At 71.3% G+C, this 18,303-nt stretch carries 15 protein-coding genes; 3 read left to right on the top strand and 12 right to left on the bottom strand.

Going from position 1 to position 18,303, the window contains the following annotated elements; all coding sequences use genetic code 11:
• Positions 1-119 precede the first annotated feature (119 nt).
• Positions 120-377 (top strand): DUF3592 domain-containing protein, encoded by a 258-nt coding sequence (locus tag ABD841_RS40950; RefSeq protein WP_425582070.1) that lies wholly within the window; start codon positions 120-122, stop codon positions 375-377.
• Between the two features lie 90 nt (positions 378-467).
• A complete protein-coding gene (locus tag ABD841_RS31315; protein WP_344979313.1) occupies positions 468-1,172 on the top strand; it encodes a GNAT family N-acetyltransferase in 705 nt (234 codons plus the stop codon).
• Positions 1,173-1,348: 176 nt separating this feature from the next.
• On the opposite strand, the gene menC is transcribed toward ABD841_RS31315, so the two are convergent.
• From menC to ABD841_RS31275, 8 genes are all read right to left on the bottom strand, one after another.
• Positions 1,349-2,470: an o-succinylbenzoate synthase gene (menC, locus tag ABD841_RS31310; RefSeq protein ID WP_344979311.1), complete on the bottom strand. Its 1,122-nt coding sequence runs from the start codon at positions 2,468-2,470 to the stop codon at positions 1,349-1,351.
• Complete coding sequence (locus ABD841_RS31305) at positions 2,467-3,219, bottom strand: GNAT family N-acetyltransferase (RefSeq protein ID WP_344979309.1); 753 nt, start codon at positions 3,217-3,219, stop codon at positions 2,467-2,469. Before ABD841_RS31305 ends, menC begins: the two co-directional genes overlap by 4 nt.
• Before the next feature lie 54 nt (positions 3,220-3,273).
• Positions 3,274-4,863: a PucR family transcriptional regulator gene (locus tag ABD841_RS31300; protein ID WP_344979307.1), complete on the bottom strand. Its 1,590-nt coding sequence runs from the start codon at positions 4,861-4,863 to the stop codon at positions 3,274-3,276.
• Positions 4,860-6,434, bottom strand: a complete 1,575-nt coding sequence (locus ABD841_RS31295) for an N-acyl-D-amino-acid deacylase family protein (RefSeq protein ID WP_344979305.1) — start codon at positions 6,432-6,434, stop codon at positions 4,860-4,862. The genes ABD841_RS31300 and ABD841_RS31295 overlap by 4 nt, the downstream gene beginning before the upstream one ends.
• A gap of 15 nt (positions 6,435-6,449) precedes the next feature.
• On the bottom strand, positions 6,450-8,009 hold the full coding sequence (locus ABD841_RS31290; protein WP_344979303.1) for a serine hydrolase domain-containing protein: 1,560 nt from the start codon (positions 8,007-8,009) through the stop codon (positions 6,450-6,452).
• Between the two features lie 91 nt (positions 8,010-8,100).
• Positions 8,101-8,946, bottom strand: coding sequence for a M55 family metallopeptidase (locus tag ABD841_RS31285; protein ID WP_344979301.1), 846 nt, complete (start codon positions 8,944-8,946; stop codon positions 8,101-8,103).
• 26 nt (positions 8,947-8,972) lie between these two features.
• Positions 8,973-10,406 (bottom strand): MFS transporter, encoded by a 1,434-nt coding sequence (locus tag ABD841_RS31280; protein WP_344979299.1) that lies wholly within the window; start codon positions 10,404-10,406, stop codon positions 8,973-8,975.
• A gap of 64 nt (positions 10,407-10,470) precedes the next feature.
• A complete protein-coding gene (locus tag ABD841_RS31275) occupies positions 10,471-11,082 on the bottom strand; it encodes a TetR/AcrR family transcriptional regulator (protein ID WP_344979297.1) in 612 nt (203 codons plus the stop codon).
• Between the two features lie 68 nt (positions 11,083-11,150).
• Between ABD841_RS31275 and ABD841_RS31270 the strand changes: the two genes are divergently transcribed.
• Positions 11,151-12,470, top strand: coding sequence for a M14 family zinc carboxypeptidase (locus ABD841_RS31270; protein ID WP_344979295.1), 1,320 nt, complete (start codon positions 11,151-11,153; stop codon positions 12,468-12,470).
• Positions 12,471-12,648: 178 nt separating this feature from the next.
• Here ABD841_RS31270 and ABD841_RS31265 read toward each other — a convergent pair whose 3' ends face one another.
• The 4 genes from ABD841_RS31265 to ABD841_RS31250 are packed head-to-tail and all read right to left on the bottom strand — an operon-like array spanning position 12,649 to position 17,881.
• Positions 12,649-14,412: a dipeptide ABC transporter ATP-binding protein gene (locus tag ABD841_RS31265; RefSeq protein ID WP_344979293.1), complete on the bottom strand. Its 1,764-nt coding sequence runs from the start codon at positions 14,410-14,412 to the stop codon at positions 12,649-12,651.
• Positions 14,409-15,302 carry an ABC transporter permease gene (locus ABD841_RS31260; protein ID WP_344979291.1) on the bottom strand — a complete coding sequence of 298 codons (894 nt, stop codon included), beginning with the start codon at positions 15,300-15,302 and terminating at the stop codon, positions 14,409-14,411. The genes ABD841_RS31265 and ABD841_RS31260 overlap by 4 nt, the downstream gene beginning before the upstream one ends.
• A gap of 14 nt (positions 15,303-15,316) precedes the next feature.
• Complete coding sequence (locus tag ABD841_RS31255; protein WP_344979289.1) at positions 15,317-16,267, bottom strand: ABC transporter permease; 951 nt, start codon at positions 16,265-16,267, stop codon at positions 15,317-15,319.
• Positions 16,268-16,288: 21 nt separating this feature from the next.
• On the bottom strand, positions 16,289-17,881 hold the full coding sequence (locus tag ABD841_RS31250; RefSeq protein WP_344979287.1) for an ABC transporter substrate-binding protein: 1,593 nt from the start codon (positions 17,879-17,881) through the stop codon (positions 16,289-16,291).
• Positions 17,882-18,303: the final 422 nt, after the last annotated feature.

Here is an 18,303-nt window from a genome sequence, read left to right as displayed (position 1 = left end):
TCATACGCGCATGGACCGGCGCGTGCCCCACCTGCCACCGCGACATTCCCGGCCCGACTCCGCCAGAACACCACCCACCACCGAAGATCAAATCAACCTAACGAAGTACTACTAGTGCGCTGTCCCTCAAAGCAGGTAGACAAAACGACATCGGCGGGTACTACCCCACGCTGCGGTTCCAGACGACGCAGGGTTCCGTGGTGGAGACCGAGCCGGATCTGGGCTCCAACCCGGCGCCGGCCCGTCCGGGCCGGCAGGTCATGGTGCTCTACGACCCCGCGCGACCCCGGCTCGCCCGCCTGGACGGGGTGGGCGGCAGGGGTGTGCTCCGCGTAGCCGCCGTCACGGTGAGTGCTCTCACAAATGGTCACTTATGAGAATGGTGTCCGTAGGATGGCCGGCTGGACGGGTTATCCCCCGTCCGACCGGCCACCGTCAACCCCGCACGACACGAGAGGCCCAGCACAATGGTGAACCGCGACGCCACCGTACTCGACGACCCGGTGGGCGAATCACTCCGCGGTCACCACGCGCACCTCGCCCGCCGACTCGGCCGGGCCGCCACCTACCAGCCGGGAGTCGCGACCTTCTCCGCGGTAACCGCCGACCCGGATCCGCGGGAGTGGGCCGATCTCGCTCGGCTGCTCGGTCAAGGCGAACTCGCCGACATGTTCAGCTGCGCGGCTGCACCGCCGTCGGACTGGGAGCCGGTCTTCGTCCTCGAAGGCCGCCAGATGATCTGGCCCGGCAACGGCCGACCCGATCACCCGCATGCCGAGACCGTCACCGGTGTGGTCGACCTGGGCGCGGACAGTGTGCCCGAGATGCTCGACCTCGTCGCGCGGACCCAGCCGGGGCCGTTCTGGCCGCGCACCCACGAACTCGGCACCTATCTCGGCGTCCGCGAGAACGGCACGTTGGTGGCGATGGCGGGTGAGCGACTCCGGCCACCGGGATGGACCGAGATCAGCGCCGTCTGCACCATCCCCGAGGCACGCGGGCGAGGACACGCCGCCCGCCTGGTCAGTGCGCTCGTCGCGCGTATCCTGGCTCGCGACGAACGTCCCTTCCTGCACGTGGCCGGGGCGAACACCGGCGCGATCGCCCTCTACGAGCGGCTCGGCTTCGAGACCCGGAAGCCCGTGACCTTCCGAGGGTTCCGCACGCCGTGACGGCCTCCGGCACCGGGACGCGCGCGGCGGGCGGGGTGCCGATCTCCGGGAACCGCCGCGGCCCCTCCGATTCCTCGTCCGCGAACATCGGAGTGATCATCCGGCAGCCTCCTGCCAGAGCCTGAAATCCTCGGCTCAGGGCCTGCCTCCGGGTATCCGCCCCCTTTTCCCGAGTACTACGGCGACCCCCACATGACGCGCGCGGGCGGGCCGACGGTGAACGTCTCCAGGGCGTCCGGGTCCGGCGCGACGCCGATCCCGGGGCCCTCGGGCACCGCGATGGAGTCGGCCTCCAGCTCGACCGGGGCGGTGATGTCGCGCTCGTAGTAGCGAGCGGTCGCCGAGATGTCGCCCGGCAGTGTGAAGCCGGGCAGGCTGGCCAGCGCCAGGTTCGCCATCCGGCCGAGCCCGGTCTCCAGCATGCCGCCGCACCACACCGGCACGTCGCTCGCCTGGGCCAGGTCGTGGATGCGGCGGGCCTCCAGATAGCCGCCGACCCTGCCGGGCTTGATGTTGATGATGGAGCAGGCGCGCGCTCTGATCGCGGCGGTGGCGGCGCGGGCCGAGGTGATCGACTCGTCCAGGCAGATCGGCGTCTCCATCCGGGCGGCGAGCCGGGCGTGCCCGTGCAGGTCGTCCGGGGCGAAGGGCTGCTCCAGCAGCGTCAGGCCGTAGGCGTCGAGGCGGGCCAGGTGGCGGGCGTCGGCGGGGGCGTAGGCGGTGTTGGCGTCGGCGGTCAGCATGAGTTCGGCGCCGAACGTCTCGCGGACCAGCCTGACCGGTTCCAGGTCCCAGCCGGGCTCGATCTTGAGCTTGATCCGCGCGTAGCCGGCGCTGACGTGCCGGTCGACGGTGTCGAGTAAGGCGTCGAGGGTGGTGGCGATGCCCACTGACACGCCCACGCGGACGCTGCGCCGCACTCCTCCCAGATAGGTGGCGAGTGAAAGGCCGCGCGCCCTGAGCACGGCGTCCAGGACGGCCATCTCGACGGCGGCCTTGGCCATCGGATGGCCGCGCAGGTGCGCCAGCGCGGGCGCCACGCCTGCCGGGTCGAGGTCGGGCACGGCGAACAGACTGGGCAGGAGGAAGCGCCGGATGATGTCGGCCGCCCCCTCCAGGTACTCCGGGCTGTAGGTGGGCTCGTCCTCGGCCACGCACTCGCCCCAGCCCTCCTCCCCCTCGGCGCCGCGCACGCGCACCAGCAGCGCCCTGCGCACGGTCTGCGTGCCGAGCGAGGTGCGGAACGGCGCGAGCAGCGGCAGCGCGACCGTGCGCAGCTCGGCTTCGACGATCCTCATGCCGCACGCTCCAGCACGTACCAGCCGGCCCCGGTGAAGGCGGTGATCCGGTAGCCGCCGGCGAGCGCGCCGCCCAGCGCGGCCCGCTGCGCCGCCCGCCACCTCACGGCTTCCCCGGGGTGCTCGCGCCGCAGCCGCTCCACGTCGGCGGGCGTGGCACAGCGCAGTACGGCGGCACCGCCGGGCTCGTGCGCCGACCCGGTCTCGTCCAGGATCACCACGGCCGCCTCGCTCCCGCGTGGCGGGGCCGGGGCCGGGCCCGGGTTCACCGGCCAGTGCGCGAACAGCCGGTCGGAGGCGTCTCCGCCGTTGATGCCGTCGTTCATCGGCCCGTAGAAGTCGGGCACGTACCGCTCGGCCCGTGCGCCGAGCCTGGCCAGGTTGAAGAAGGCGTTGCGGCGCACGAGCGGGTCGAAGGTCCAGGAGATGGAGTTCAGGCCGCGCTCGGCGGCCCACCGGCGCTGGTGCGCCTTGATCGCCTGGCCGATCCCTCGGCCCCGCGCCTCGGGCGCCACGCCCACGATGTGGGAGTGCAGGCTGCCGCCCTCGGCCAGGAACCCGGAGGCGGCGGCGACGAGCTCGCCGTCGAGGAAGGCGCCGCCGACATAGCCGCCGGCGTGGGCAAGGGCGCACATGAGGTCGACGGCCAGCGGCGGGTCGTCGCCCGGCCCGGTGTTCCAGATGCGGCGCAGCAGCCGGTCGGCGGCCTGGAACTGGGAGGTGTCGTGGAGGATGCGGAGTTCGACCATGCCCACCAGCATTCCGCCGGGCCGCCGCCGGGGCGTTGGCGTGCAGGCCGAACTTCACTCGCCGCTGTTTGTGCCGGACGCCCGGATCTCGCCCAGCCGTAGCTGGAGGCCCAGGACGATCCTGACGTCGGGGTCGTCGAGCGGGATCAGCTCACCGATGCGGCGCAGCCGGTACCTGAGCGTGTTGGGGTGCAGCGACAGCTTCTCGGCAGCCCTGGGCACGTCGTAGTGGGCGGCCAGCCAGACGCGCAGGCTGTGGACGTAGTCGGTGCCGTGCCTGGCGTCGTGCTCGGCCACCAGCGACAGCGGCTCGCCCAGCAGCACCGGGCTGGTGCGCATCGACGCCGCCGCGTCCAGCAGGAACAGCGCCGCCGCCAGCTCCTCGTGCAGGCCCACCTCGCCGCCTGCGAACGGCCCGCACATCGCGCGCAGCGCCTCGTCGGCCTGCCTGGCGCTGGTGGGGACCTGCGCGACCGAAGCCACGGTCCTGCCGACGCCGGCCCGCCAGCGGCCGCCGAGGCGGTCGTTGATCTGGCCGAGAGTGTCGGCGGTGATGCGTCGCAGCAGCGGCGTGCCGGCTGCGGCGGCCACGACGGCGTAGGTCCTGCCGTCCACCGCGCCGACGGCGGCCCTGATCCGGTAGGCGGTGTAGGCGGTGCGCAGCAGGTCTCCGGCGTGCGTGGCGGCGAAGACGTCGGTACGTCTCCCGGCCTCCCCGGCGCCGACCGCCACGACCGCGATCGGCTCCTCCGGGTGCAGGCTGAAGGAAGCGGCCAGCTCGCCGACGGGGCCGACGCCCCGCAGCAGCCAGCCCAGCCACTCGTCTCTGGTCCTGCGGGCCCTGTCGGCGGCCAGGCTGATGCGTGCCAGGTGCGGGGCGGCGGTCCTGGCCGCTTCGGCGAGCGCGGCGGCGGCGTCGGGCGCGAGCGGCTCGTCGGCCTGGATGGCCCAGATCGTGCCGAGCGCCTCGCCCCTGGCGCGCACCGCGATCGCCAGCCTCGGCAGGTACTCGCGTGGCTCGAAGCTCCAGACGGCCCGGTCGGAGCGCAGAACGGCGGCGTACTCTTCGGCGTTCGTCGGATGCTCGGGGACGCGCCTGCCGAGGATGCCTTCCCTGCGCAGCTCGTCGATGCGCTGGCCGCCGATCGTGGAGTAGGCGAGCACGCGCATGGCCAGGTCCTCGATGGCCACGGCGCCGCCGACCCGGGCGGCGACCTGGTTGGCCAGGGCGAACAGGTCGCCTGCCTGGGCGTCGCCACCCAGGTCGGCCGCGGGGGCGACGAGCGCGAGCAGGGCGTCGACCAGCGCGTAGAGCTGGCCCCACGACAGGCCGGGCGCGGCGGCCAGCAACGCCACCCCCGTGCCCTCCGCCGCCTCGGTCAGCGCGGTGGCGTTGCCGAGCCCGGCCCGTACCACGACCGCGGTGGCGCCCGCCTCGGCCGCGCGCTCCAGCAGGGACGATTCCGGGTTGACGGTGACCAGCAGCAGCGCTCCGTCGAGGGCGGTCATCGGCTCGTCGGAGCCGTAGATGACGGGCGCGCCGACCATGGCCTGGCGGCCGGACGGCAGGCACAGCGCGGTCACCGCCTCCGTCCCGAGACTGTCGAGCAGCACGCCGAGCGTCACCCGGCCCTGTGCGCTCACCCGGCTTCCCGCGGCTGGAGGCAGCCGTCGCCTCGGCGAAGGAGGCGTCCATGCCTGCCGCCGGTGAACTCGCCGTCGTCGATCACCACCCGGCCGCCCAGGAGCACGTGGGTGACGCCCGCCGGCCGTACGCCGGGCTCGTCGTAGGTGCCGTCGTGCCGGATGGCCGCGGGGTCGAACACACACACGTCGGCGACCGCTCCCGGGCCCAGCCAGCCCCTGTCGGCCAGGCCGAACTGGGCCGCGGTCGCCGAGCTCACCTTGCGGATCGCCTCCGCCATCGGCACGAGCCCGCGATCGCGCACGTACTCGCCGAGGAATGTGGGGAACGTGCCGAACGTGCGCGGATGGTTCGGCCCGGCGGGCGGCCCGCCGTCGGAGCCGATCGACACGAGGGGATGCTTCATGATCCGCGTCACGTCGTCGTCGTGCATCGTGTGGAAGACGCCGTCTCCGTGCGGGTCGGCCATGAGCAGGTCGCACAGCGCGTCCCACGGCTCGCGACCGTCCAGCACCTCCGCGAGCCTGCGTCCCGACACGGCGGCGGAGGCATGCCGGATGAGCTGCACGTCCTCGGGATGCACCTCACGCCACAGGCCGGCGCCGGTCGTGCACCCGGGATCCTCGGCGAGCGCGCGCAGCGCCCGCCGCTCGGCCGGATCGGCCAGCCTCCTGAGCAGCTCCACCTCACCGCCCTCGCACGCCGCGGGCGGCAGCAGGGCGACCAGGACCGTGCCGAACGCCCGGTACGGGTAGACGTCGGCACGCAGGTCCACTCCTCTGACCCGCGCGGCGGCCAGCTTGTCCAGCAACATCTCCGACGAGCCGTGCACGGCCCGGCCCGACGCCTTGCAGTGCGAGACCTGCAGCCGCACCCCGGCCGCCGCCGCCACCTCCACGGCCTCGTCCAGCGCGTCGGCCAGCCCTTCGCTCTCGCTGCGCATGTGGGTGGCGTAGACGAGGTTCCAGCGCCGGGCGACACGGGCCAGCGCGATCAGCTCGGCGGTGTCCGCGTAGGCGCCCGGCACGTACTCCAGGCCGCTGGACAGCCCGCACGCGCCCGAAGCGAACGCCTCCGCCGCCAGCTCGGCCATCCGCTCCAGCGCGCCGGGCCGGAGCGCCGCGTCCATGCCGCCGACGGCCAGCCGCAGCGTGTTGTGGCCGACGAGCACGGCCAGGTTGTTGGTCGTGCCCTCCTTCTCCACCGCGTCAAGGTAGCCGCCGAAGGTGGAGAAGGCCCGCTCGCTGAGTATCTCCGGCGTGAAGCCCGACGACTCCGGGGCGGACGGGCCGCAGGAGAAGCCGCAGTTTCCGACGATCTCGGTGGTGACGCCCTGCCACAGCTTGAACGGCTGCGCCCCGGCCATGAACGGCACGGTGTCGGAGTGGCTGTGCGGGTCGATGAAGCCCGGCGCGACGACCAGGCCGTCCACGTCCACGACGCGGGCCGCCCGCCCGAGGTCGCGGCCGGTCGCGGTGACGCGGCCGCGGTCGATCGCCACGTCGGCGGTACGGCCCGGCGAACCGAACCCGTCGTGCAGGGTACCGCCGCGCAGGATGAGGTCGTGCATGGAGTGAGCCTTTCTCTAGACCAGGCCAGGGGGGATGCCGACGGCCGCGGTGCCCTCGGGCTGTGCGACGAAGCGCATCCCGCGCAGGCCGGAACCGCTGAGCAGCAGGTCGCCGTCCTCGTCGAGGCGGAAGGTGAAAGGGCCCGCCCGCCACGTTCCCGCGGGCGCGGGCGTGACGGGGACTTCGAGCGTGAGACCGACGCGCAGCACCTCCTTCCGGAGTACGGCGAGCACGCCGAGCTCGTCGTTGAGCCAGGCTCCCTCCGGCGCGGGGCCGTCGCCCGGCGGGCCGCACGGGATGAAGGAGGCCGGCCACCGGATCGACCTGTCGTCACCCAGCAGGAGCCGCCCGTCCTCCAGTGCCAGCCAGGCCCCTTCGGCGTCTTCTTGCCCGTGCCAGCGGCCGTCGTCGCCGGGCGCGAGCACGGCGGTGGCGGCGGAGCCGGTCAGGGAGATCCCGCCCTCCTCTGCGGGTTCGAGCGTGAGCGTGGCCTCGCTCGCCGGATCACGCCAGTGCCCGAGCAGCGCGGTCCTGCCCGTCTCGCCCGTGGCCGCGTCGGCGAGGGCGGGCCGGGCCGCCGGGTCCTGGCCGGTGAGGGCGCGGGCCAGGCGCATGCTGATGCCGACCGGGTCCAGCCCGCTCTGGTTGGTCAGCACGGCCACGCCGAGGCCGGGATCCGGCAGGTACAGCAGGTTCCCGACGTAGCCGTGCATGCCTCCCGCGTGGCCGTACGCGCTCAGCTCTCCGACCGTGAAGTGGCAGATCCCGTGCGCGTACGGCAGCACGGTGCCGTCGGCGAGCACCGCCCTCTCCAGCAGCGCCTCGCGCAGGTCGGCGCCCAGCACCCGGCCGTCGGCCAGGAAGCCGAACCACGGGGCGAGGTCGGCGACGCTGGTCACCACGCCGCCGTCGCCGACCGCGCTCTCCTCGGTGTCGGCCCTGGTGCCGGCGCCGGTGTAGCCGAAGGCCATGCGGGGCAGCGGGACGGAGGTGTCGTCGCGGAAGACGGTGTCGTTCATGTCGAGCGGGCCGAACAGCCGGTCGCGGGCGAACTCGGCCAGCGACCGCCCGCTGACCCGCCTGACCACGACGGCGGCCAGGATGTAGCCGGTGTTGGAGTAGGAGAACCCGGTGCCCGGCTCGAACATGGTCCGGCGGATGCCCGTCACGATCTTCATCAGCCGCTCCTCGTCCAGCACCCGGAGCGGGACGCCCGTGATGGCCTGCAGGGCGTACCACTCCGGCAGGCCGCCGGTGTGCCGCAGGCACTGGGCGATCGTGACGGGCACGTCGAGCCGCAGCTCGGGGATGTGCGTCCGGACGTCGTCCGACAGGCTCAGCCTGCCGTCCCGGGCCAGCAGCAGCAGGCACGCGGCGGTGAACTGCTTGCTGATGGAGGCGACGTCGAAGCGGGTGCGGGAGTCGATCGGGACGCCGAACTCGACGGTGGCCACGCCCTTGGCCGAGGTGTGCAGCGCCCTGCCGTCCGCGTAGACGCCGACCGCCAGGCCCGGGGTGTCCCGGCGGACGCCGGGGAGGGCGGCGATGGCGTGTTCCACCTGCTCAAGATCCATCTTCTCAGTATCCGGATCCCCGCACGCGAACCGTTTGGCCTGAGCGGCAAACTCGTGGCCCGTCCGGTTGGCGTACGGGCCAGCGGGCCGGCTAGCGCCTGCCATACAGGGCCATCCGGCTGATCATGGCGTCGGCGGCGAGGTGGTAGCAGACCGTCACGCAGCCGAGCACCTCCGTGGGCGTGGCGAAGGTGCCGGCGAGCGTCTTGTCGGCGATCCTGCGCACGCCCGGGATCTGCGCGCCCAGCTCGGCCGCGGGCGTGCTCGGCATGTCGATCTCCAGCTCGAACACCTCGGGCAGCCGGAGCGGCGTCAGCTTCCCGGCCCCCCGGACGGTCTCCGCCGCCGCCTCCCGGATCAGCCGCCCGGCCTCGGCCGGTGAGAGGCTGTCCGCGGCGGTGTGCCCGTGCGCGACCTTGACGGCGACCGTCCGCACGCCGGGGAAGGCCTTGTCCGCGACGCCGCAGATGACGTCGTCGCCGGTGAGCAGCCCCACCGGGACGCCGACCGCGGCGGCCTGCAGCGCGTTGACCTCGGCCTCCGACACCGGCCGGCCGTTGAGCCGCACCTCGTAGAAGTGCGAGGAGTAGGTGTGGGCGAGCACGCCCGGCGAGCCGGCGGCGGCGTGGTAGCCGAGGAACATGGCCACGTCGTGCTCGGCCGAGATGCCCTCGGCCATGCAGTCCAGCTTGGGGGTGCCGAAGATCAGCCGGGCGCGCGGATCGAGCTCCTCGTGCAGCAGGTTGTCCATGGTGCCGTGGCTGTCGTTGACCAGGACGCTGTCGGCCCCGGCCGCGAACGCGCCCTCGATGGCGGCGTTGGCCTCGGCGGTCATCAGCCGCTGCGAGCGCGGATACCCGTGGCCGCCGCGGACGACCTGGTCCATGGTGGCGATGCCCGCCACGCCCTCCATGTCGATGGAGATGTAGACCCGCACCGGTTGCTCCTTTTCCTTGGTCGCGGTCACAGGATGTCCCGCCCGGGGATGGCGGGCTTCGTCGTGCGGGCCGAAGCCGGGCGCCCGCCTTGGGCCTCCCGTACCGCGGTGGGAATCACGAAAGCGGCGCCGACGGCCAGCAGGCCGAGCGCCGCGGACAGCAGGTAGGTGTCGACGAAGCCGTCCTCGGTGGGCACTCCCGCCACCGCGCCGGCCGCCAGCACCAGGGCGCCGAGCTGCGCCCCGAAGGTGCCGCCGACGCTCTTGGCGACGAAGACCACGCCGCTGACCCCGGCCGCGCGGTCGGCGGGCACGTCGGCGGCCACGGCGTTGAGCCCGGCGGTGAGGCCGACGGAGCCGCCCAGCCCCATGATCGCCACCCCGGCCATGATCTGCCACGGGGAGGAGTGCCAGAAGGCGAGCATGGCGGTGCCGGCGCAGACGAGCGCGCTGCCGAGCACCAGCACGGCGCGCCGCCCGAGGAGCCTGGACATCGGCCCGACCAGCGGCGCGACCAGGGTGCCCGCGACGCCCATCGGGAACATGTAGATCCCGATCCACAGGGTGTCGGCGCCCAGGCCGTACCCGGTCTCGACGGGCGCGGCCAGCATCATCGGCAGGGCGACCACGAGCCCGAAGGAGGTGAAGCCCAACATGACCCCCATCGCCGTCACTCCGGCCGGAGTGCGCCCGGCCAGCAGCCGCAGGTCCACGAGCGGGTCGGCGGAGCGCAGCTCGATGACCGCCCACAGGCCCAGCGTCAGCGCCGCGGCCGCGAACAGGGCGAGGGTGGCGGGATCCGTCCAGCCCCAGCTGGAGGCGGTGGTCAGGCCCAGCATGAGCAGGGCGAGGCCGCCGCCGAGCAGCAGCCCGCCCGCCCAGTCGACGCGCCCGGCGGCCGCGCGAGGCGTGGCGGGCACCACGAACCAGGCCCAGAGCGCGGCCACCAGCGCACCGGCCAGCGCCAGGAAGAACAGCCACCGGTAGCCGAGCGCCGCGCTGATCGGCCCGGCGAGGATGAGGCCGAGCGCGCTGGCCAGGGAGGCGACGCCGATGACCAGGCCGTTGCCCGTGGCGGCCTGGTCGGGTTCGAGGGTGTCGCGGAACAACCCCACGGTCAGGGGCAGCACGCCCAGCCAGACGCCCTCCACCGTCATGCCCACGATCAGCACGGTGATGTTGGGCGCCAGAGCGGCGAGGAGGATTCCGGCGCTGCTGATCGCCATCAGCGCGAACAGCAGCCGCCGTTTGTCGTACATGTCGGCCAGGCGGCCGACGATCGGGGTGCTGATCGCCGAACTGATCAGCGAGCCGGTGAAGATCCAGGCGAGCGCCTCCGGCGAGGCCGCCAGGTCCCGCTGGATGAGCGGGAGCGCGGGCGAGAGGGTCATCTCCATCGTCTGGAGGGCGCCGATGAACAACACCGGTGCGCTGATGATGCCGAATCCGGATCTGGACATGGTCCTGCCTTTCGGGGTGGGGTGACGTGCGGCCGCGTGGTCCCCCCGAACCCTCGGCCGTGATCTAGGCCGGGCCGAGCACCCTCGGCGTGACCAGGGCCTGGGCGGTCCCGACGAAGAACTCCTCGGAGACGTCGTGGGCGCCGAGCACGACGCTCTGGCCGAGCCCGGACAGCAGGGCCTTCAGCGCGCGGGCCAGGCGGAGCGCCTGCTCGTCCGTGACGGCGGCCCCGCCGTACTCGCGACCTGAGAACAGCGCGGCGAGGTCGGCCTCGGTCGACCTGATCGAGGCGTTGAGCTTGCCGAGCAGCGCCGGGTCGTTGAGCACGAGATCGAGCACGCGCGCCTCGAACAGGAGCTTCCCGGCGGCCTGCGGGTCGGCCGACATGCGCAGGAACCGGCGGGCGACCTCGGCCACGACCTCCTCCAGCGGCATGCCGGGCTCGGCGGCCTCGATCGAGCGCACGTCGAGCGGACCGGTGTAGTCGTCGACCATGGCGACCATCAGGTCGTTCTTGCCGCCGAACAGCGAGTAGACCGCGCCGGTGGTCAGGCCGGCCAGTTCGGCGATGTCCTCCAGCTTCGCCTTGGCACCCTCCCTGCCGACGATCTCGCGCGCCGCCTCGATCAGCGCGCGCTTGTTGGCCGCCTTGCTTTCCGCTCTGGTCAGCCGCATGACATCTCCTGCACGCCGTAAAGATAATCTGATTTACTAGAATAATCCAGATTATCAGGAGGTCGAAGATGGACGTCGCCCACCACATGAGCCGGGTGCCCGACTACACCGCGTTCCCCACCGTGGACCAGATGCACGCCGAGCTCGACGACCTCGCCGCCGCCCACCCCGACCTGGTACGGCTTCGCCGCATCGGCACCTCGCGTCTGGGTGAGCCGCTGCGCGCGGCGACCATCGGCGCCGGCCCCCACGACGCCGTGATCATCGGTGGCCCTCACCCCAACGAGCCCATCGGCTCGCTCACCGTGAGCACGCTGCTGCGCCAACTCGTCGAGGACGCCGCGCTGCGCGAGGACTTCGGCTTCCGCTGGCACCTCATCCCGTGCGTCGACCCCGACGGCGCCCGGCTCAACGAGGGCTGGTACTCACGGCCGAGCGACCGCCGCGCCTACGCCGAGCACTTCTACCGCCCCGCCGAAGCCGACCAGGTCGAATGGACCTTCCCGCTGACCGGCGAGGACCACTTCTTCGACCGCACGCTGCCCGAGACCGAGGCGCTGATGCGGCTGATGGACGAGGTCAAGCCCGCCTTCGTCTACTCCCTGCACAACGGCGAGCTCCAGGGCGCGTTCTACTACCTCAGCAAGGACGACCCCGCGCTCGCCGCCCGCCTGGCCGCCGTCGCGACCGCCGAGGGCCTGCCCCTGCACATGGGCCCGCCCGAGGTGCCGAGCGCCGTCCCGATCGGCCCCGCCGCCTACGTGACCCCCAGGGGTGCCGAGCTCGCGGCCGTCTACGGCATCGGCGGCGGCAGCGTCGACTACGCCGACCGCTTCGGCGCCCTGCACCTGATCACCGAACTGCCCTACTGGGCCGACCCCCGCGTCGCCGACCAGACCCCCACCGACCAGGAGTACGGCGACGCGATCCAGGCCGGCCTCGCCGCGCAACGCGCCCTGATCGCCGAACTGGCGCAATCCCTCGCCTCCGTCAGAGCCGATCTGACCGTCCACTCCCCCTTCCGCCGCGCCCTGGAGGACTTCGTCGGCTCCCATGACGAGTTCATCGGCGAATGGGAGAGCTTCCCCGGCACCGACCGGCCCGCCACCGTGGCCGAGGTGGTCGGCAACCGACAGATCGTGCACAGCATCCGGCTGCGGTACTGCGGGACCTACCTGCGCATGCTGGACGCCGAGCTCGGCGCGGGCAACCAGACGCCGGCCATCCGGACCGAGCGGGCCCGGTTCGGGGCGCGCTTCGACGAGTGGTTCGCCGAGGCCGAAGCCGAGGCGATGGCCACGCCGATCCCGCTCCGCTCGCTGGTCGCCGTGCAGCTCGGCGCGGCGCTGCTCGCGGCGGAGTCGGCGAAGCGGGCAGATCTCTCCTGAGCCCTGGCGCAAGGGGATACCCGCAGGCCCGGCACCCGCGCCACGACGCCGACCCGGCGCAGGCCGCCACCCGGTGACCGGCTCGCTTGCCGCCGCTTTTCGTTCCGATGTTCCTCGCCCCGGTCCGACGGCCACGACCCCGGCGGTTCCTTTCCGGGGATGACCGCCGGGGCCCCGGTCAGCCGCCGTACGGCGGGTCCCGGCGGATCGGGAGGACCGCGCCGAGGAGTGACCTGGTCACCGGGTGGCGTTCCTCGGCGGACAGCTCGGCGGCGTCGAAGGTCTCCAGGAGGACTCCGCGCTCCAGCACCCCGATCCGGTCGCACAGGAACTCGATGACGGCCAGGTTGTGGCCGATGAAGACATAGGTGAGATCGAGTTCCCGTTTGAGGTCGAGCAGCAGGTTGAGAATGGTGGCCTGGGTGGACACGTCCAGGGCCGACGTCGGCTCGTCGAGGATCAGCAGGTCCGGTTCGAGGGCGAGCGCCCGGGCGATCCCGATCCGCTGGCGCTGCCCGCCGGACAGCTCGTGGGGGTACCGGCCCAGGTAGGAGGCGGGCAGGGAGACCAGTTCGAGCGCCTCGGCCGCGCGCGCCTCGCTCGCCCTGCGCGAGGCCGCCTTGCCGAAGCGCAGCAGCGGACGGCTGATCTGCTCGCCGACGGGCACCCGGGGGTTCAGCGAGCTCGTCGCGTCCTGGAACACGAACTGGAACCGGGGACGCAGGCGCCGCAGGCCGGCCCTGGACAGCCTGGTGACGTCCTGGCCGTCGAAGACGATCTCCCCCGAGGTCACCGGGAGCAGGCCGCCGATCAGGCGGGAGATCGTGGACTTCCCCGATCCGGACTCGCCGATGAGCCCGAAGATCTCTCCTCGCCCGACCTGGAGGGACACGTCGTCGACGGCGGTGAAGCGCCGCTTCCGCTGCCCGGTGCCGACGCCGCCGACCACGAACTCCTTGGTGACGTTCCGCAGCGTGAGCAGCGCGGGCCCGGCGTCGTTCCCGGTGTCCTCACGCCGGGAGGGCGGCGGGACGGCGCCGTCCGGACCGCCGGTCACGCCGAGACGTCTCGGCAGGCCGCGTTCCTCCAGACGGAACCTGGTGCCGAGTTCGGGCACCGCCCCGACCAGTGACCGGGTGTACTCGTCGGCGGGGGCGCTGAGCACCCGGTCGCCGCGGTCCTGCTCGACGATCCGGCCGTCCTTCATCACCGCGACCCGGTCGGCGACGTACGACACGACTCCGAAGTCGTGGGTGATGACGAGCAGCGAGCTTCCCGTTTCGGCGATCACGCTCTTGAGCAGGTCGAGGATCTGCTTCTGGATGACCGCGTCGAGCGCGGTCGTCGGCTCGTCCGCGATCAGCAGGACCGGTTGGGAGAGGGCGGCCAGCGCGATCATCACACGTTGCCGCATTCCCCCGCTGAGTTCGTGCGGGTACGCCGAGAGGACCCGGCCGGTGTCCTCGATGCCGACGTTCCTCAGCCACGTCTCGGCGATCAGCCGCTGGTCCTTCCCGCGGGTCGCCGGTCTGTGCAGGCCGATGATCTCCCGGAGCTGGTTGCCGATCTTGAATGACGGGTCGAGGGAGGAGAGCGGGTTCTGGAAGATCATGCCGATCTTCGTGCCGCGGAACGCGATGACCGGCGCGCCCCTGGCGGGCAGCAGCTCGTGCCCCTGGAGGGAGATCGAGCCCGAGGTCACCGTGGCGTCGTCCGGCAGCAGGCCGATGATCGCCGCGGCCGTGACGCTCTTCCCCGCCCCGGACTCGCCGACCAGCGCGAAGGTCTCCCCGGGGTGGACGTCGAAACTCACGTCGTCCACCACCGTCTCGGCCTCCGCGCCGCGGCCGAACTCGACCGACAGTCCCCGCACGCTCAGCAGCGCGCCGGGCGCCCCGGTGTGGGGCTGCCCGCCCAGCGCGGGCGAAAAAAGTCCGGTCAACTTCCGGCCTTCCTCTTGTGTGGATCGAAGACGTCCCGCAGTCCGTCGCCCAGCCAGTTGAAGGCCAGCGCGACGAGGAGGACCACCAGCCCCGGCAGCAGCGCCACGTGGACGCTGCCGGAGATGATGACCTTCGCCCCCTCGGAGATCATCCGGCCCCAGTCGGCCGTCGGGGGCTGTACCCCGATGCCGAGCGCGCTCAGGCTCGACGAGAAGACGATCATTCCGCCGACCAGCCCGGTGCCGTAGACCACGATCTGCCCGATGACGTTCGGCAGCACCTCCCGCAGGAGGATGGAGAGGAATCCCGCGCCGAGCGACTCCGCCGCCTCGACGTACTCCCGGCCGCGCTGGAGTTTGACCTCGGCGAAGACGACCCGGGTCACGTAGGGGATCGCGGCGAACACGATCGACAGGACGACGACCGGCGTGCCCGGCGAGAAGATCACCGCGAGCACGAGCGCGATGATGATCACCGGGAAGGCGAACATGATGTCGATCGTTCTCATGATCAGCCCGGCGACCTTGTCATTGGAGAATCCCGCGACGAGCGCGAGGACGCTCCCGAGCACGGTCGCCGTGAGAGACGCCAGGGCCGCGATGATCAGCGACGTCCTGCCGCCCCAGATGAGCCTGCTCAGGATGTCCCGGCCCTGCTCGTCAGTGCCGAGCAGGTGTCCCTGCTCACCGATCCCCAGATACTTGATGCCGCCGTCGGCGAGGTCGGGGTCGTACGGCGCGACGACCGGGGCGAACGCGCCGAGAAGGACGAAGAACACGATGATGACGAGCGCGAGGGTCACCTGCGCGTTCGTGCGCCGCCGGGAGCGCCGCCGCGGGGCCGCGGTCCTCTTCAGCAGCTTCAGCGCCTGACTGTTCGGAGATGCCATGAGACGCCGTCCCGTTATCTTCTGAGCCGGGGGTTGAGCGCGTCCACCGTGATGTCCGTGAGCAGATTGACCACGAGATAGCACAGGGCCACCAGCACCACGCCTCCCTGGATGAGGGTGTAGTCCTTGCCGTTCACCGCGTTGACGAGCTGCGTCCCGATGCCCGGCCAGTTGAAGACGCTCTCGACGAAGATCACACCGGTGATCAACGTTCCGATCTCCAGTCCGATGATGTTCACAACGGGTGGAAGGATGTTCCGCCCGATGTGCTTGCCGATGAGCTTCCACCGGGGCAGCCCCTGGGACCTGAACGTGCGGACGTAGTCGGCCTGGAGGTTCTGGACGATGCCGAGACGCGTGAAACGGGCGAGCACCAGCATCGAGATCAACGCGGCCGAGAAACCCGGCAGCACCAGGTGGGCGAGCACGTCACCGAGGCCGCCGCCGTTCCTGGACTCCATGCCGCTGGTGGGGAGCCACTGCAGCTGGAGCGAGAAGATCCAGATGAGGATCAGGCCGAACCAGTACACCGAGAGGTTGCTCCCCACCTGCACGAAGAGCATGGCGAAGCGGTCCAGGAAGCGCCGGTGGTTGGTTCCCGCGATCAGGCCCACGAGGATGCCGAAGACGGCGCAGATCACCACCCCGGCGGCGGTCAGGATCAGCGTGTTCACGAAGTTCGGGCCGAGGATGTCGAAGACCGGCTGGTTCTGCACGATCGACTGGCCGCCCCCGGCCGTGAACAGGTCGCTCACCCACTTCGCGTACTGCTCCCAGACGGGCAGGTTGAGACCGTACGCCTCCCGGATGGCCTCGATCTGCTCGGGTGTGTGATCCCTGGCGAACTGCGCCTCGATGGGATCCCCGGGTGTCAGCCGGCCGACCAGGAAGGTCAGGACCGACACCACGAAGAGCACCGGGACGATGTTCAGCAACCGCCAGAGGATGTGCTTGAGCGTTCCCATGTCAGCGACCCGGCCACCTGGTCACTTGGCCAGCCAGACCTTCGTCAGGTCGTACCAGTTGGTCGCCGCGAAGGTGAAGCCGCGGACGTTCGGGCCCAGCGCGTAGTACTTCGTCAGGGTCACCGCCGGGATGGCGACCGCGGACTCGCGGACCTTCGTCTCGGCCGCCTTCCACAGCTCGATCCGCTTGTCCGGGTCGGTGGCGTCGCGCGCCTTCTCCACGGCGTCCTTGATCTCCGTGTTCCCGTCCAGGTCGAAGCCCTTCTTGGCGATGTTCGTGGTCAGGACCTGGTGCAGCCATTCGGCGTAGGTGCCGCCGTACTCGTCGATGCTCAGGCCGTCGGTGGGCCCCGGCGTGCCGAAGGCGCGGGCGACGTAGTTGGGACGGTCGAGCGTGACGATGTCGGCGGTCACCCCGACGTTCTTGAGCTGGCTCTGCAGCCACTCGACGGTGTTCTGGTTGGCGACGTCGGCGACGATGGTGAACGTCAGCTCGCCCGGGTCGTAACCGGCCTCCTTCAGCAGGGACTTGGCCTTCTCGGGGTCGTACTCGAAGTCGCGCGCGGCCGGGTCGTAGGCCTCGTTGCCGGGCGGCTGGAGGGAGTAGACCGGCTTGGCGTTGCCGTTGTACAGCTCGTCCGCGAGCTTCTGGCGGTCGATGCCGTGGATGATCGCCTTCCGCACCTTCTCGTCGTCGAACACCTTGTTCTTGTAGTTGAAGGTGAGGTACAGGAACGCGGCGCCGTGCCCGGTCGGGACCTGGAACCCCCTGGACTCCAGGGTCTGGACGTCCTCGGGCTGGACGTAGCTGATGAGGTCGACCTCGCCGCCGAGCAGCGCGGCCAGCCGCGTCTGGTTGTTCGGGATGATGCGGAACACCAGCTCGTCGAGGTACGGCTCCTCACCCCAGTACGACGGGTTCTTCTTCAGCACGATCCGGTCGCCGACGGTGCGGGAGACGAACGTGTACGGCCCGGTGCCGCTCGGGTGGTCGGCGAAGCCGTCGTTGCCGTGCTTCTCCCAGGCGGCGGGGCTGCCGATGGGCAGCGTGCTCATCGCCTGGGCGAGGATCCGGGGGAAGCCGAGGAAGGGCTTGGAGAACTCGAAGGAGTAGGTGTAGTCGTCCACCACCTCGCCCTTGACCAGATCGCCGAACCACACGGCGAGCTTCGGCACGCTCGTCTCGTCGTAGAACTCGTACTGCGGGTCGGAGACGCGCCGGACGTTCTTGTGCACGGCCTGGGCGTTGAAGTCCGAGCCGTCGTGGAACTTCACGCCCTTCCTCAGGGTGAAGGTCCACGTCTTGGCGTCGTCGGAGACCTTCCACTCCGTCGCGAGGCCGGGGAGGAGTTTGTTCGGCCCCTCGGGGTCGGACAGGTCCTCCTTGACGAGACCCTCGATGATGTTGCTCGACACGCGGTAGGTCTCCCAGTAACCCTGCCGGTGCGGGTCGAGCGCGAGGGGTTCCAGGTAGAGGCCGACCACGAGGGTGCCGCCCTTCCGGGGCGTGCTGTCACTCTGCGACGCGCCGTCGGCACCGCTCCCACCGGCGGTGGTGCCGCAGGCCGCCAGGAGCAGGGCGCTCGCCAGAGCCACGGCTTTCAGGGCCGCCAACCGGCCAAGCTGTCCTATCTTCACTGTGAGTTCTCTTTCGATCTTGTCGCAGATGTGACGAAATTTCCGAGCATGGGGTGATGCGTCGGCGCGTGCGCCGCCGAACGCGGGTGCGGGTGCGGAGTGGACAGGCCGACCGTCCGGTGATCGGTGGGAGTGACGCCTCCCAAGCAACCCTATTTTCCTACATGTTTAATGGGTATTCAATCGCATCCCATATGTCAAGATCTGTGCGCCCATCGGAGCCGGGGTTGCGATCCCGGACTCCCGGAACCCCGCCACCCTGCGACGACGGCCCGGCCCTCACCGGCGACCTCGGGGCCGACGGCACGGGACTGTCCACCCAACGGATCACCATCTCGAAATGTGAGACGGCATTGAATACCAATTAAACATGTAGGAAAATAGGGTTATGGTCAGAA

Source organism: Streptosporangium fragile, assembly GCF_039534445.1.
GTDB lineage: Bacteria > Actinomycetota > Actinomycetes > Streptosporangiales > Streptosporangiaceae > Streptosporangium > Streptosporangium fragile.
The sequence above is the reverse complement of the archived record's forward strand: the minus strand, read 5'-3'. Positions and strand labels throughout refer to the sequence as shown.

Bases quoted from the DNA above. Each gene is read 5' to 3' on its own strand.
- ABD841_RS31315 (WP_344979313.1), top strand. From the start codon at position 468: ATGGTGAACCGCGACGCCACCGTACTCGACGACCCGGTGGGCGAATCA.
- menC (WP_344979311.1), bottom strand. From the start codon at position 2,470: ATGAGGATCGTCGAAGCCGAGCTGCGCACGGTCGCGCTGCCGCTGCTC.
- ABD841_RS31305 (WP_344979309.1), bottom strand. From the start codon at position 3,219: ATGGTCGAACTCCGCATCCTCCACGACACCTCCCAGTTCCAGGCCGCC.
- ABD841_RS31295 (WP_344979305.1), bottom strand. From the start codon at position 6,434: ATGCACGACCTCATCCTGCGCGGCGGTACCCTGCACGACGGGTTCGGT.
- ABD841_RS31290 (WP_344979303.1), bottom strand. From the start codon at position 8,009: ATGGATCTTGAGCAGGTGGAACACGCCATCGCCGCCCTCCCCGGCGTC.
- ABD841_RS31280 (WP_344979299.1), bottom strand. From the start codon at position 10,406: ATGTCCAGATCCGGATTCGGCATCATCAGCGCACCGGTGTTGTTCATC.
- ABD841_RS31275 (WP_344979297.1), bottom strand. From the start codon at position 11,082: ATGCGGCTGACCAGAGCGGAAAGCAAGGCGGCCAACAAGCGCGCGCTG.
- ABD841_RS31270 (WP_344979295.1), top strand. From the start codon at position 11,151: ATGGACGTCGCCCACCACATGAGCCGGGTGCCCGACTACACCGCGTTC.
- ABD841_RS31260 (WP_344979291.1), bottom strand. From the start codon at position 15,302: ATGGCATCTCCGAACAGTCAGGCGCTGAAGCTGCTGAAGAGGACCGCG.
- ABD841_RS31255 (WP_344979289.1), bottom strand. From the start codon at position 16,267: ATGGGAACGCTCAAGCACATCCTCTGGCGGTTGCTGAACATCGTCCCG.